Source organism: Streptomyces sp. Edi4, assembly GCF_040253615.1.
Lineage (GTDB): Bacteria > Actinomycetota > Actinomycetes > Streptomycetales > Streptomycetaceae > Streptomyces.
In genome coordinates, this window is the sequence record NZ_JBEJGY010000004.1 from 7096778 (window position 1) to 7109809 (window position 13032).

The 13032-nt window shown below is 72.2% G+C and carries 12 protein-coding genes and 2 pseudogenes; 8 read left to right on the forward strand and 6 right to left on the reverse strand.

Features of this window, described 5'->3' with window-relative positions:
* Window positions 1-169: 169 nt before the first annotated feature.
* Complete coding sequence (locus ABR738_RS33920) at window positions 170-1324, forward strand: acyltransferase family protein (protein WP_350233759.1); 1155 nt, start codon at window positions 170-172, stop codon at window positions 1322-1324.
* Here ABR738_RS33920 and ABR738_RS33925 read toward each other — a convergent pair.
* Window positions 1295-1690: a cupin domain-containing protein gene (locus ABR738_RS33925; protein WP_350233760.1), complete on the reverse strand. Its 396-nt coding sequence runs from the start codon at window positions 1688-1690 to the stop codon at window positions 1295-1297. The two genes, ABR738_RS33920 and ABR738_RS33925, sit on opposite strands and share 30 nt — an antisense overlap.
* A gap of 52 nt (window positions 1691-1742) precedes the next feature.
* Here ABR738_RS33925 and ABR738_RS33930 point away from each other — a divergent pair, with 52 nt between their 5' ends.
* From ABR738_RS33930 to ABR738_RS33940, 3 genes are all read left to right on the forward strand, one after another.
* Window positions 1743-2735, forward strand: a complete 993-nt coding sequence (locus ABR738_RS33930) for a GlxA family transcriptional regulator (RefSeq protein ID WP_350233761.1) — start codon at window positions 1743-1745, stop codon at window positions 2733-2735.
* A 229-nt stretch (window positions 2736-2964) separates the two neighbouring features.
* Window positions 2965-3705 (forward strand): SDR family NAD(P)-dependent oxidoreductase, encoded by a 741-nt coding sequence (locus ABR738_RS33935; RefSeq protein ID WP_350233762.1) that lies wholly within the window; start codon window positions 2965-2967, stop codon window positions 3703-3705.
* 319 nt (window positions 3706-4024) lie between these two features.
* The gene (locus ABR738_RS33940) at window positions 4025-4741 is read left to right on the forward strand and encodes an MgtC/SapB family protein (RefSeq protein ID WP_350233763.1); all 717 of its coding nucleotides are present in this window, start codon (window positions 4025-4027) and stop codon (window positions 4739-4741) included.
* 36 nt (window positions 4742-4777) lie between these two features.
* On the opposite strand, the gene ABR738_RS33945 is transcribed toward ABR738_RS33940, so the two are convergent.
* A complete protein-coding gene (locus tag ABR738_RS33945; RefSeq protein WP_350233764.1) occupies window positions 4778-5359 on the reverse strand; it encodes a hypothetical protein in 582 nt (193 codons plus the stop codon).
* 533 nt (window positions 5360-5892) lie between these two features.
* Between ABR738_RS33945 and ABR738_RS33950 the strand changes: the two genes are divergently transcribed.
* On the forward strand, window positions 5893-6576 hold the full coding sequence (locus ABR738_RS33950; RefSeq protein WP_350233765.1) for a chaplin: 684 nt from the start codon (window positions 5893-5895) through the stop codon (window positions 6574-6576).
* 100 nt (window positions 6577-6676) lie between these two features.
* On the opposite strand, the gene ABR738_RS33955 is transcribed toward ABR738_RS33950, so the two are convergent.
* Window positions 6677-7198, reverse strand: a complete 522-nt coding sequence (locus tag ABR738_RS33955) for a hypothetical protein (protein WP_350233766.1) — start codon at window positions 7196-7198, stop codon at window positions 6677-6679.
* A gap of 396 nt (window positions 7199-7594) precedes the next feature.
* Here ABR738_RS33955 and ABR738_RS33960 point away from each other — a divergent pair, with 396 nt between their 5' ends.
* On the forward strand, window positions 7595-8470 hold the full coding sequence (locus tag ABR738_RS33960; RefSeq protein WP_350233767.1) for an ABC transporter substrate-binding protein: 876 nt from the start codon (window positions 7595-7597) through the stop codon (window positions 8468-8470).
* A gap of 236 nt (window positions 8471-8706) precedes the next feature.
* The gene (locus tag ABR738_RS33965) at window positions 8707-9531 is read left to right on the forward strand and encodes an SAM-dependent methyltransferase (protein ID WP_350233768.1); all 825 of its coding nucleotides are present in this window, start codon (window positions 8707-8709) and stop codon (window positions 9529-9531) included.
* A gap of 65 nt (window positions 9532-9596) precedes the next feature.
* Here ABR738_RS33965 and ABR738_RS33970 read toward each other — a convergent pair whose 3' ends face one another.
* From ABR738_RS33970 to ABR738_RS33980, 3 genes and pseudogenes are all read right to left on the reverse strand, one after another.
* Window positions 9597-9854, reverse strand: coding sequence for a hypothetical protein (locus tag ABR738_RS33970; RefSeq protein ID WP_350233769.1), 258 nt, complete (start codon window positions 9852-9854; stop codon window positions 9597-9599).
* 252 nt (window positions 9855-10106) lie between these two features.
* Window positions 10107-10931 (reverse strand): annotated as a pseudogene (locus ABR738_RS33975) (hypothetical protein); the annotation flags it as partial.
* A pseudogene (locus ABR738_RS33980) lies at window positions 10889-11224 on the reverse strand (SPFH domain-containing protein); the annotation flags it as partial. The pseudogenes ABR738_RS33975 and ABR738_RS33980, both read right to left, overlap by 43 nt.
* Before the next feature lie 311 nt (window positions 11225-11535).
* Between ABR738_RS33980 and ABR738_RS33985 the strand changes: the two are divergent.
* Window positions 11536-12768 (forward strand): polysaccharide deacetylase family protein, encoded by a 1233-nt coding sequence (locus ABR738_RS33985; RefSeq protein ID WP_350233770.1) that lies wholly within the window; start codon window positions 11536-11538, stop codon window positions 12766-12768.
* The last annotated feature ends 264 nt before the right edge of the window (window positions 12769-13032 follow it).

Sequence of the window (13032 nt, forward strand, 5' to 3'; positions counted from 1 at the left end):
GCGCGCGCTTTACTCACCGCGTCGCGGTGCCCGGCGCGCGCCTTGCTCACCTTCTCCCCCCTCCTCGTCTGCCAGCGGCCCCCTCCCGTCCGGCCGCCCCACCTCTGGAGCCCCGATGCCCGCGTCTGCGCCCGCGCCCGATTCCCCGCACGGCGGCGTGCGGGGCAGCATGAGCCGTCTTCCCCGGGCCGCCTGGCGGCGCCTGTCCGGCGCGTCGCCGAGCGGGGCGGGGCGGCTGGCCGCCGTCGACGGGCTGCGGCTGCTCGCCGCGGCGGGCGTGGCCGCCTACCACTACCTGGGCACTCCCACCCCTCGTTTCTGGGGCGAGAATTACGACCTGCCCCGGGCGGCGCCGCTGCTGCACGCGGCCGGCGGCTACGGCTGGCTCGGTGTCGAGGCGTTCTTCCTGATCAGCGGGTTCGTCATCTGCATGAGCTGCTGGGACCGCACCCCGGCGGGGTTCGCCGTCTCCCGCATCGCCCGGCTCTTCCCGCTGTACTGGGCCGTCGTCCTGATCATCGTCGTGTCGGGCACCGTCACCGTACTCATCGGCCAGCGGTCGGGCGCGCCCACGGATCTGCGCACCACGCTCGGCAACCTCACCATGATCCCGCGACCACTGGGTGTGGACTTCACCGCGGGCGTCGCCTGGACGCTGTGGGTGGAGGCCCGCTTCTACCTCCTGATGGGCGCCCTGCTGCTGATCGGTCTGACCTACCGGCGGATCGTGGCCTTCGGGTTCCTCTGGCTCGTACTGGCCTCCATCGGCCGTGAACTGCGCTCCAGCGCCGTGGACGAGTTCCTGCTGAGCCAGTACGCGGGCCTCTTCGTGACCGGGATCGCGCTCTACCTCATGCACCGCTTCGGATCCGACCTGCTGCTGTGGCTGCTGGCCGGCTTCGCCTGGTGCTACACCCTGACCGTCCTGGAGGACCGCGTCGCCACACACCCCACCTCCACCTGGGGGCCGAGCGCGGCCGTCCTCACCGGTTTCCTGGCGCTGCTCGTCCTGGCCTGCGGCCCGCTGCGCCGCGTCCAAGGGCGCCTCCTCGTGTACGCGGGCGCCCTGACCTACCCCTTCTACCTCGTGCACCAGAGCCTGGGCATACCCGTCACCCGGGGCGTTCTGAGATGCGTACCGGCCCTTGGTCTGCTCCCCTCGATCGCGGTCGGCCTCTCCTTCTCCCTCCTGCTGGCCGCCGTACTGAACCGCCAGGTGGACCGGCGATTCGGCCCGGTCGTCCGCCGCCACCTCACCACCGCGATCCGGACACCGCCGAGGATTGAGTGCCGGTCAGGTGGTGAGGGCGTGCCCGGTCGTTGAGTCGACATGCTGAGGGATCTCGTCGTGGCGGTCACCCACGGTCGGTGTCCCGGTGGGCTCGAACATGAGGATCGCGGCGCCGGACGGGGCGGATGGCTTGTGCTCTGTGCCTCTGGGCACGGTGAAAACGGCCCCCTGCGGGAGCAGTACCGTGCGCTCCCCGCCGGGCTCGCGCAGGGAGATGCGCACCTCGCCTTCGAGTACCAGGAAGAACTCGTCGGTGTCGTCGTGGGCGTGCCAGATGTGTTCGCCCTCCACCTTGGCGACGCGAACGTCGTAGTCGTTGACGCGCGTGACGATGCGAGGGCTCCAGAGGGCGTCGAAGGAGGCCAGAGCCTTGCTGAGGGGGATGGGTTCGCTACTCATGGGCTCATCCTGAGCCGTTCCGTACCGCCGCCGTGAGTGCTAGGAATCGCACATGGCGAAAGAATCCTCGCAAACGGCTCACGCGGCGGGCGTTCACCGGATCGTCGTGATCGTGGACGAGAACTCGAACCCCTTCGAGCTCGGCTGCGTGACCGAGGTCTTCGGTCTGCGCAGACCCGAGATCGGGCGTGAGCTGTACGACTTCAAGCTCTGTTCACCCGAGCCCCGCACTCTGATGCGAGACGGATTCTTCACGCTTTCGGGAGTCGCCGGCCTGGAAGCGGCCGACGCGGCGGACACCCTGATCGTCCCCAACCGCCCGGACATCGCAGTCCCCCGCCGCCCCGCGGTACTCGATGCCGTCCGCCGGGCACACTCCCGCGGCGCACGCCTGGTCGGCTTGTGCAGCGGCGCCTTCACACTGGCCGAGGCCGGAGTCCTCGACGGGCGCCGGGCCACCGCCCACTGGCAATGGGCGGATTCCTTCCGGGCCCGCTTTCCCTCCGTCCTGCTCGAAACGGACGTCCTGTTCGTCGATGACGGAGACATCCTCACCGCGGCAGGGAGTGCGGCAGCGCTCGATCTCGGGCTGCACATGGTCCGCCGCGACCACGGCGCGGAGGTCGCCAACTCCGTGAGCCGGCGGCTGGTCTTCGCGGCGCACCGGGACGGCGGGCAGCGGCAGTTCGTGGAGCGTCCCATGCCGGACCTGCCGGACGAGTCCTTGGCGCCCGTCCTGGCCTGGGCCCAGGAACGGTTGGACTCACCCCTCACCGTGTCCGGCCTCGCGGCGCGTGCGGCCGTCAGCCCGGCGACTCTGCATCGCCGCTTCCAGGCTCAGCTGGGCACGACGCCGCTGGCGTGGCTGACGGGGGAACGGTTTGCTCTGGCGTGCCGGCTGATCGAGCGAGGTGAGTCCCGGTTCGAGGTGGTCGCGCGACGCAGCGGGCTCGGCACCGCTGCCAATCTGCGCGCGCTGATGCGCCGCGAGACCGGCATCACACCCTCGGCGTACAGGCGCAGGTTCGGGTCGGCGGCGATCTGACGATGGGTGCCTTCCGGTGACGATGCACGTGTGTCTCATCGTGTGCTGTCGTCGGGCGCGGGCCGGTTGGCCGGCTCCGGAGGTGGCCTCGTGGGAGAACGGCCATCAGCATCGGGCCACCCCTGCGCGCGGCGGGTTCGGCTCCGTCGATGCCGCCCCCCGCACAGCACCGAACGTGAGGTCCGATTGGCGCCAGCTCTGGGCGTCGGCCGACGCGATGCTCTTACTCATGAACCGACTTGAAGAACATGTGGTGTTGGTGACGGGCGGCAGCAGGGGCATCGGCGCTGCCGTGGCGTTGCGACTGGCCGAAGAGGGCGCCGATGTGGCGCTGACGTACGAGAACAACGCGGAGCGCGCCGCCGAAGTGGTGGAGCGGGTCAAGGCCGTGGGCCGCCGGGCGCTGGCCATCCAGGCCGACTGCGCGGTGCCCGAGAGGCTGACCGCGGCGGTGGAGGAGACCGTCGAGACGTTCGGCCGGCTGGATGTGCTGGTCAACAACGCCGCCGCGTTCCTCGTGGGCCCCCTCGAGGACATGGGGGCCCAGGAAATCGACCGCACTCTGGCGGTGAACATCCGGGCGCCGTTCCTGGCGTCCCAGGCAGCGGCCCGGCACATGGGCCAGGGCGGCCGCATCATCAGTATCGGCAGCAACATGGCCGAGCGCGCCGTCTTCCCGGGGCTTGCCCTCTACTCGATGAGCAAGACGGCGCTCGTCGGGATGACCAAGGGCCTGGCCAGGGAGCTCGGTCCGCGGGGCATCACCGTCAACGTGGTGCACCCCGGCCCCACCGACACGGACGCCAACCCCGCCGACGGGCCCAACGCGGCGGCGATCGCCGGATTCACGGCGCTGGGGCGTTATGCGGGCGCGGCGGAGATAGCCGCCACCGTGGCCCATCTGGCGAGTTCGGACGGGGCGTACATCACCGGAGCGGCGATCAACGTCGACGGGGGGTTCACCGCCTGACGGACGAACGCGGCGGCGATGCGCGCGTCCGTCATCCGTCGGATGCGCGTGTCTTCCCGTCGGTGGCCCCGAGGCCGTGAGGCTTTGCGGCCCCGAGGCCGTGAGGCCGTGACGCGGTCACGGTCGTCGAAGGCGTCGGGGGAGCGGGATGCCGTGGCCGCCGTAAGGTAGTCCATGATCAGGGCGGGTCTCCGTGCCGCCGCAGAGCGGCCCGGAGACCCGCCCTTCGTGCGCGCGGGACGTCATGGAGTGTGGCTCCATGGGTAGGGAGAGCCTGTTCACGCGCTGTGGGTGAGGGCTGAGTGGGAAGGGGCACGGGATGGTGCTTGCGGTCGGTGCGGTGGAGCCGTCCGGGCAGGGCTGGCTCCAGGTCGGTGAATTCGGCCTGGCGTTCTTGCTGTCGGCGGCCATCGGGCTCGAACGCGAGATCCGTCAGAAGGCGGCGGGGCTGCGGACGTACACGACGGTCGGCGTCGGATCGGCCCTGTTCACGCTCGTCAGCAAGTACGGGTTCGGAGACGTCCTGCACCCCGGGACCATTGAGCTGGACCCGTCACGCGTGGCGGCGCAGATCGTGTCCGGGGTCGGCTTCATCGGGGCCGGGGTCATCTTCGTGCACCGGGGGTCGGTGCAGGGCCTCACCACGGCGGCGACGATCTGGCTGACGGCCGCCGTCGGCGCCGCCGCGGCCGCCGGTCTGCCGCTGCTCGCGATCCTGGCGACGGCCGCGTACTTCGTCGCCGCCTATGTGGTGCGTCCCGTCGTCCACCGGCTGCCCGCGATGCGGTCGGTGGCGCCGAGCTTCCGGATCGCGTACGAACAGCGGCCCGGGCTGCTGCGAGAACTCATGGAGCAGTGCGAGCGCGCCGGGTTCGCCGTCGCGGGGCTCCAGATCCTCAGGCCGGGCGGCACCGGGGAGATGGGCGAGGTCCTGATCTCGGCGGTCGGCCGGGGCGATCCGGGCGCGCTGACGGCCCGGTTCGCCGATGTCGCCGGTGTGGTGGCGTGCAGCCGAGGGGGCAACGAGGACGAGTGAGCGCGCCTCGGGCCGGTGCGTCGGGCCCCGCCGTTCTCAGGCCGCGAGCCTCGGAGCGAGCCACGCGGGCCATCGCGGGGAGCGGGCGGCCAGGAGGCCGAGCAGCACTGCGAACGTGATCGCGACGATGTGCTCGCGGCCCGCCAGATTCGGCTTCTCGAACGACCGCAGCACCGTCGGGCCCACGGCGCACAGAAACAGGACGGGCGCCCGCTTCAGGACGGCTATGTGGGCGAAGAGGCCGACCACGGCGGCGGAGGCCCCGGTGTCGATCACATGGGCCGCCTCCGGCGGCAGGCCCCACCACCGGGGCCCAACAGCGATCATGACCCGGGCGCTGAACGTGCCCGCGAGCGAGACGGCGTACGCCACCACCAGGGTCCGGGTGCGGCCCAGTACCAGCTGAGCCAGCGCGAATCCGAGGAACAGCACGGGGATGCCCGGCAGCGCGGGCAGGTCGCGCGCCGGGACGAACAGCGAGAGCGGCGTACGCAGCAGCACGAGCGGGATCGGGATGTCGCCCCGGACGTGCGAGATCAGCCGCACCAGCGTGGCTCCGGTGCGGGACTGGTCCACCGCGTGCAGCACCAGGACCGCCACGGAGGCGAACACTGCCACCGGGACACCGCGGAGACCGTGCCGCACGAGGGCGCGGACCGGCTCCACGACGACGCCGCGGAACTCGCGGCGCAGGTTCCGCCGGAGGAAACGTACGCAACGCGTGAGGCCGCCGTGTTCGGTCGCGCGTGGCGGCTCGGCCGCCGGGGCCGCGAGGGGGCGCGCGCCGGCCGCGCGCTCCGACGCCGGCTCCGCCGGCCTTGACCGGACTTCCGTCTCCCCGCGCACCATGAACCCCCGCAACCGCCCTGGCCAGGGACTTCCCGCCGGCCTCCGGACGATCCTGTCACGGGGCGCGCGCGAAACCCGGGGCGCCCCCCGGCCTCTTCGGCCGCGTGCGCGAGGCCCCTGCGCGCAGTGCACATGTGTACATAACGACATAGGGCTTACGTATCTGGCACCTACTGACGCAATCGAAAATCAGGCCACTCGATGGGGTGAAAGACGTACTGGGCATAACCCATCTGGCCCTGCCCCCGTTGATGGCGGTGCGGGCGTGTGGTCCGCGACCGACTCCGGAAGGCAGGAAACCAATGAGACGGGTCGCCATGAAGGGCCTGGTCACGGCGGTGGCCACAGGCGGAGTGCTGGCAGCGACCGGCTACGCCTACGCGGACTCGAGCGCCGACGGGAGCGCCGCTTCCTCCCCCGGGTTGCTCGCGGGCAACGCGGTGCGGCTTCCGGTGAACGTGCCGGTCAACGTGTGCGGGAACACCGTCGATGTGCTCGGGCTGCTCAACCCCGCCGCGGGCAACACCTGCGCCAACGCCTCGGGCGCCCACCGGGGCGCCCGTTCGGGTCCGGGGCACGCGGGAACCTCCGGGAGCGGCAACGCGGGGGGTGCCTCCGCGTCCGGCGTCGAAAAGGGCTCGCCCGGGCTGCTCTCCGGCAATGGCCTGGAGCTGCCGGTGGACCTGCCGGTGAACATCGCGGGCAACTCCGTCGGTCTGGTGGGCGTGGGCAATCCGGCCCTCGGCAACAGCGCGTCCAACCACTCGACGCCGCCGGTCCGGCACCGCCCCACACCGCCGCCGGCCCCCGCGCCCAAGCCCGCCCCGCCCGCGCCCGAGGCTCCCGCCCTCCCGGCGCCGCAGCCGCAGGGGGCCGCCCTCGCGCACACCGGCGCCGACGGGCTCGGCTTCGCGCTTCCGGCCTCGGCCGCGCTGCTCCTGAGCGGCGGGGTCCTCTACCGGAGGTTCCGCCGGGCCGCGCGCTGACCACGAGGTGGCGGCGCTGACCACGAGGTGGCCGCGCGGTACGCGCAGTGAGCTGTGGCCCCGGTGGCGACGCCGGGGCCACAGCCACGCGTCTGCCGGGTCAGGGGTGCCCGGCCGGGCACTCGACGCGGACGACCGGACTCCAGTACGTGTCGCTCGTGGAGAACAGGCCGGCGCCGTACTCGTAGTAGAGGTAGGAGGAGAAGCCCAGGTCCCGCCCGCACGCGGAGTCCGGGGCGACGCGGTAGGTCAGCGTGACCGTGCGGCTCTCGCCGGGGGCGAGCGGCGGCGCGTAGCTGAGGGCCAGGTTGCCGGTGCCGGGGTCCGCGCAGGGGCCGTCCTGGGTCCGGCAGGACGCAAGCGAGTACTTCAGACCGCTCTGGTGGCTGGTCTCCCAGGTCGGCCGGATGGACTGGTAGACGAACCTGACGTCGGTCGACTGGGTGTTGGTGAGCGTTATCGTCAGCTCCATGGTGGAGCCGGGTGTGACCGAGGCCGTGTCCGTGCTGAACGTCAGATCCGCCGTGTCGGCGTTCGCGGGTGTGCCGACGCCGAACAGCAGGGCGCCGGCGCATGAAAGGACCGCGGCGAGGCCAAGACCCGCGATGCGTGTCATCTTCATGGCCCCGCAGAGTAGAAGCCGGCCGGGCCCGCCGTCCTCCCCCTACGCGCCCAACGGCTCGAAACCGTCGTTGCCGGGCCAATGCCCCGGCGGGGAGGCTCCTGAGCGTTCCGGCAGCACGGCGCGGTGCGGCTCCGTGCACGTCGCGGCAGGCCGGCCCGACCCGGCACGGTCGGCCCGGTGCGGTGTGAGAACCCGGCCTCCGCCCGAAGGACGCGCCGCCGCCGAAACGGCCGGCCCGGCACGGGTGGTCCGCCGCCGCGACGCCCGGTGGAAGCGGGCGGCCGCGAGGTGGCGCCGGGAACTGGCTTGATGGCCCCGGGCGTTGGGCAGGCAAGCGGGGGACCGGCTCGTGCCCGGGCCGGTGAACCGACCGCATTGGGGGCGGATGACGTCATGGAGCAGAGGGCCTGGCGATTCTCGGACGACCGTGGACAGGTGGCGACGGCGGCGGCCCCGCCCACCCGGGTGCTGGCCTACATCCAGGCCGGCGCCACGCTGGAGGATCTGGGCATCCGCCCCGTGGCGGTGTTCGGCTCCTTCCACGACGGGCCGCTGCCGGACCCGGCCAAGAGCGGCGCGCTGCCGCTCGACGACGTCGGCTATCTGGGCGCGGGGGGCGATCTCACCGCGGAAGCACTGCTCGCCGTCGCCCCGGACCTCGTCGTCGCCGTCAGCTATGGCGGTGGACAGGTGTACGGGCTGGATGCGGAGGCCGCCAAGCAGTTGGAGGAGCGGGTCCCGGTGATCGTTCTCGACGTGGGCCAGGCGCGCACGGCGGCCCGAACAAGGGCCCGGTTCAGCGATCTCGCACGGTCGTTGGGCGCGCCCGCCGAGGACGTCACCTCGCTGAACGCCGCCGAGAGCCGACTGCGGGCGGCCGCCGGGAGGGCACCCGCGCCGCGCGTCCTCGCGCTCTCCCCGGCAGGCCCGGACGAGGTCCATCTGGCCCGCCCGGGAGCCTGGCCCGATCTGCGCGACCTCGTTCGGCACGGGGTGGCACTGATCGAGCCGGAGGAAAGTCCTGGCACCAACTGGCTGACCACGTCCTGGCGTGCGGCCGCCGCGCTGCGCCCCGGCCTGGTCCTCATGGACATCAGGTCGAACGCGGCCCCGCTGGAGGTGGTGCGCGCCGACGCGTCCTGGCGCGCCCTGGAGGCCGGCGCCCGCATCGTCGCCTGGAACCCCGAGCCGCCGGGCAGCGCCGCCGCCCACGCCGCGTTCTTCGAGCGGGTCGCGGACGCGCTGGAGGAGACCCGGGGCACGGCTTGACGACGACAGGCCCGCTCGCCCGGCGCCGTCCGTCGCGAACCGCCATCCGGCGAGATCCGCCGCCCGGCGAGATCCGCCGCCCGGTGAAAGCGCGGCCCGGCGGGAACCCGGCGCCGGCGGGGAGGGCGGACTCCCCGCGACACCCCTTGAGATTACGGCTCGCTCCCCTGTGACACACGCAACGCGAGTATCTAGATTGGCCGTTGACGTAGCGACGTATCCCAGGAGACACACCCGTGACCGAGAACCCCGAGCCCTCCTCGACGCCCGACCATGTGCGTGACCGCATCAACACCGCACAGCCGCACACCGCCCGGATCTGGAACTACTGGCTCGGGGGCAAGGACAACTACCCCGTCGACCGCGCGGCCGGCGACCAGATCCGCGCGTTGCACCCGGGCATCGGCGACTACGCGCAGGCCGACCGGCTCTTCCTGGGCCGGGCCGTACGCCATCTGGTGGGTGAGCGGGGTGTGCGCCAGTTCCTCGACGTCGGTACGGGCCTGCCCACCGCCGACAACACCCACGAGGTCGCCCAGGCACTCGCGCCCGAGGCCCGGATCGTCTACGTGGACAACGACCCGCTGGTCCTCGCGCACGCCCGCGCCCTGCTGACCAGCACCCCCGAGGGGCGCACGGACTATCTCGACGCCGACCTGCGCGACACCGCCACCATCCTGGAGCACGCGGGCAAGACCCTCGACCTGAGCCGGCCGGTCGCCCTGATGCTGCTCGGCGTCGTCATCTTCATCGAGGACGAGGCCGAGGCGCGCGGACTCGTACGCGACCTGATGAAGGAACTCGCCCCGGGCAGCTACCTCGTGCTGTCCCACACCATCACCAGCCCGGCGATGCCCGACGTCGACGACGCCGTGGCGTTCTGGAACGAGCACGGTACGCCGAAGCTGACACAGCGCACCCCGGAGCAGGTGGCCCGGTTCTTCGAAGGGCTCGACCTGCTCGAACCGGGCGTGGTGTCGTGCTCGCGCTGGCGCCCGGAGCAGGCGGGCGAGCTGCCCGACGAGGTCGCGATGTTCGGTGGTGTCGGCATCAAGCGCTGAGCCGGGTACGGGAGTTGAGGCCGGCGCCGGACCCCGCCCGGAGCCCGGCGCCAGGGGCGGGGTGGTCATGGCCGGGGCTGTCCGGGCGCGGCCGCCCCGCCCGTGTGCAGGCTGCCGACGAGCGTGAACAGCGCGGTCTCGTTGCCCGCGAGCCCCGCCCGCGCGAGCGCGTCGTCCGCCTCGGCGATGACTCCCTCCAGCGCGAGCGGGGCCTGCGGGCGGTCCATGGGCGCGTCGAGGGCGGCGCGCACCGTGCTGAGCAGGCGCAGATACGCCTGGGCGGCGGAGCGTTCATGGGACGTCATCACAGCGGTGGCGGTCATCGGCAGCCTTTCCTCGGCAGTTCGGACTCGGATCGGACCCCGATCAGAACCGGTTCAGGCCCGGAGCGGACCCCGGATCAGACCCGGACCGGACCCAGTTGGGCCCTCACCCTTCACGATGCCGTACGCCACTGACAATCGTCCGTCACGGCCCGCTGACGCGCGGTCGTTCGGGTCCCGTGGCGTCCGGACGGCGACGCGGAATCTCGGCGCCGGGCCCGGTGGCGCCCCCAGGGCCGTCGCTCGCAGCCCTCACACCACCAGCCGCAACGCCGTCCGCGCCACGCCGAGGCTCACCGCCTGACCCCACGTCAGGTTCAGGGCGTCGGCTTCCATTCCGTCCCCGAAGGCGACCAGGTGGTCCGACTCGACGGTGACGCGCAACCGTTCGGACCCGCAGAGCTCTCCGCCGATGAACGACGTGCCGGTCACCGGCGAGGGCCACGCCTCGCGCACGAACCACGCCAGGCGGGGATCGGAGCGGCCCGGCAGCCCTGGGGCCCCGGCCCGTTGGCGCCACAGCGAGCGCAGCCAGCCGGTGGACCCCGTGCCCGTGCCCACCAGGACGCCCGACGACGCCTGCGCCTCACAGGCCGCAGCCGGGTCGTCGGGTCCGATGCGGTATCGCGCGGTTTGGTGGCCCGGAGCGCCGAGGTAGATCTCGTTGAGGGCGAGCAGGCGCTGACGGTCGTCGGTCAGCGCCTCCGCCATCGTCAACTCCTCGACCGGGCAGCGCTCCGAGACCGCGGAGGTCAAGAGCGCCGCGGCCGACGCGGGCCGGTGGCGTACCAGAACGCCGGGGTTGCGCCCCGGTTCGGGGTCGACGCCGATCACCGGCTGCCCCGACAGGTACTTGGCGGCGTTGGCGACCAGACCGTCCTGGCCGACCACCACGACCACGTCCCGCGCCGCGAACAGGAAGCGGTCGAGGTCCCCGCGTTCGGTCCTGGCCCGGCGCCAGGCCGGGGGGATCGCCGCCGCCACGTCGGCCAGCGCCCGCGCGGTCCGGTGATGGCGCTCGGTCACCTCCTTGATGTCGCGGCCCCGCGAGGAGGGTCGCCGCGCCAGGCCCCCGTGTCGGGGTCGATCGAGAAGTCGAGCCGGTCGGCGGCGGTGTCCGGCTCACTGATCCGGCACGTCACGGTCGCCTGCACGGTGACGTCCTGGAAGTCGGCGGTGCGGGCGTGGAAGGCCATGGCCGGCTCCCGGTCGTTGACCGGCACTTCGGACAGGGCGGCGCTCAGCGGCCTGAACCAGAAGCTCAGGCCGGCGCCGTCGTGGGCCGGCCTCCCGTTCCTGTGGTGGCGGATGTGCGAGGTGGGCGCGGAGCGCAGATGGCGCCAGCCGAAGCGCCGGGAGATGTCGGCCATGAGGGACACCCCTCTCTTTTCGTCAGTTCGACGATAGGGAGCTTCTTGTTGTCGTCAATATGACGCTAACGCCGGGAAGGTGGGCGCGGTCGGTGCGAGTTGGGGGTGCGCGAAGGGTCGCCGTGCGGGATGGGGAGCTCTTTAGCCGCGCTTTGCCTCCCCTGGGGGCGAGGGGGACGGTCTCGTTACGCGCGCTGGGCCAGGGGGCTCGTGCGGCGGGGCGGGAGGCTCAAATTAGGTGGAAATCGGGTTATTTCACCCCTCACTGGTCTACACATCTGAGGTCCGTGGGATCTGTGACGGGAGCGGGAATGCCAGACATCACTCGAAGGGGACTGCTGGGCGCGGGACTTGGGGCGGTCGCGGTGGCGGGGCTCGCCGGGTGCGGCTTCGGGGGCGAAGGCTCCGGGGAGGCGGGCCGGCCCGGGCAGGGGCAGGGGCCGGGGAAGCCGGCGAAAGCGCAGGCCAAGCTGATCGGCGACGGCTCGACCGCGGACACGGGCAAGCAGCCCAACCAGCCCGACGCACCTGTTCCGCTCGAACCGGGCGAGACCCCACCGCAGTTCGTGATCTTCTCCTGGGACGGCGCGGGCGAGGTGGGCAACGGACTCTTCCCGCGCTTCCTCGACGTGGCGCGGGACCACGGCGCGGGCATGACGTTCTTCCTCTCCGGCCTGTATCTGCTCCCCGAATCGAAGCGGAGCCTCTACCGCCCGCCGAACAACCCCGTCGGCGCTTCCGACATCGGCTACCTCAGCGACGCACACCTCAAGGAGACGCTGAAGTACACCCGGCAGGCCTGGCTGGACGGGCACGAGATCGGCACGCACTTCAACGGCCACTTCTGCGGCGGCTCGGGATCGGTCGCGGGCTGGACGCCCGCGCAGTGGCACAGCGAGATCGACCAGGCGGTCTCCTTCGTCACCGAATGGCGCACCAACACGGGCTGGCACGACGAGGACCCGCTGCCGTTCGACTACCACAAAGAGCTCGTCGGCGGCCGTACGCCCTGTCTGCTGGGCCAGGACAACCTGCTGCCCGCGGCGAAGGAGCGGGGGTGGCGCTACGACGCCTCGTCGCCCGGCGGACGCCAGAAGTGGCCGGACAAGCGCCATGGCGTATGGGATCTTCCGTTGCAGGGCATCCCGTTTCCCGGGCACTCCTTCGAGGTCCTGTCCATGGACTACAACATCCTCGCCAACCAGTCGAAGAACAGCACCAAGGGCATGACCTCGCGCTACGCCGGCTGGCGCTCCCAGGCCACCTCCTCCTACCTGGCGGGCTTCAAGCGCGCGTACGAGACGAACCGCGCGCCGTTCTACATCGGCAACCACTTCGAGGAGTGGAACGGCGGCATCTACATGGACGCCGTCGAGGAGGCCCTGAAGGGCATGGCCGGCAAGCGGGACGTACGTCTTGTCTCGTTCCGCCAGTTCGTGGACTGGCTCGATGTGCAGGACCCGAGGGTCCTCGACCGGCTGCGCTCACTGGAAGTGGGGCAGGCGCCGCCCGGCGGCTGGAACGCCTTCTTCAAGGCGGCCTGAGCGAGGCCGGCCGGGTCGGTCGGGACCGGGGTGCGCGAAGGCGGCATGCGGGGTGCGCAGTTGGTGTCCCCTCGTCTCCGCGCTTCACCCGTTCGGGCGCGCTCCCGCGTATTTCGCCCGGGCCGACTCCGACCGGCGTACCCGCGACGACCTGCGCCGTCGCGGGCGTCGCGGGGGATTTCGCCGGACGTGCCGCACGGCGCCGGGAGGCGGACGCGCGGCGCGCGGGGTCTGCTCGAAGAAGGCAAGCGCGACCCCGGCCGG

Coding starts and splice junctions, on each gene's coding strand:
- ABR738_RS33920 (WP_350233759.1), top strand. CDS start 170: ATGAGCCGTCTTCCCCGGGCCGCCTGGCGGCGCCTGTCCGGCGCGTCG.
- ABR738_RS33925 (WP_350233760.1), bottom strand. CDS start 1,690: ATGAGTAGCGAACCCATCCCCCTCAGCAAGGCTCTGGCCTCCTTCGAC.
- ABR738_RS33930 (WP_350233761.1), top strand. CDS start 1,743: ATGGCGAAAGAATCCTCGCAAACGGCTCACGCGGCGGGCGTTCACCGG.
- ABR738_RS33935 (WP_350233762.1), top strand. CDS start 2,965: ATGAACCGACTTGAAGAACATGTGGTGTTGGTGACGGGCGGCAGCAGG.
- ABR738_RS33940 (WP_350233763.1), top strand. CDS start 4,025: ATGGTGCTTGCGGTCGGTGCGGTGGAGCCGTCCGGGCAGGGCTGGCTC.
- ABR738_RS33950 (WP_350233765.1), top strand. CDS start 5,893: ATGAGACGGGTCGCCATGAAGGGCCTGGTCACGGCGGTGGCCACAGGC.
- ABR738_RS33955 (WP_350233766.1), bottom strand. CDS start 7,198: ATGAAGATGACACGCATCGCGGGTCTTGGCCTCGCCGCGGTCCTTTCA.
- ABR738_RS33960 (WP_350233767.1), top strand. CDS start 7,595: ATGGAGCAGAGGGCCTGGCGATTCTCGGACGACCGTGGACAGGTGGCG.
- ABR738_RS33970 (WP_350233769.1), bottom strand. CDS start 9,854: ATGACCGCCACCGCTGTGATGACGTCCCATGAACGCTCCGCCGCCCAG.
- ABR738_RS33985 (WP_350233770.1), top strand. CDS start 11,536: ATGCCAGACATCACTCGAAGGGGACTGCTGGGCGCGGGACTTGGGGCG.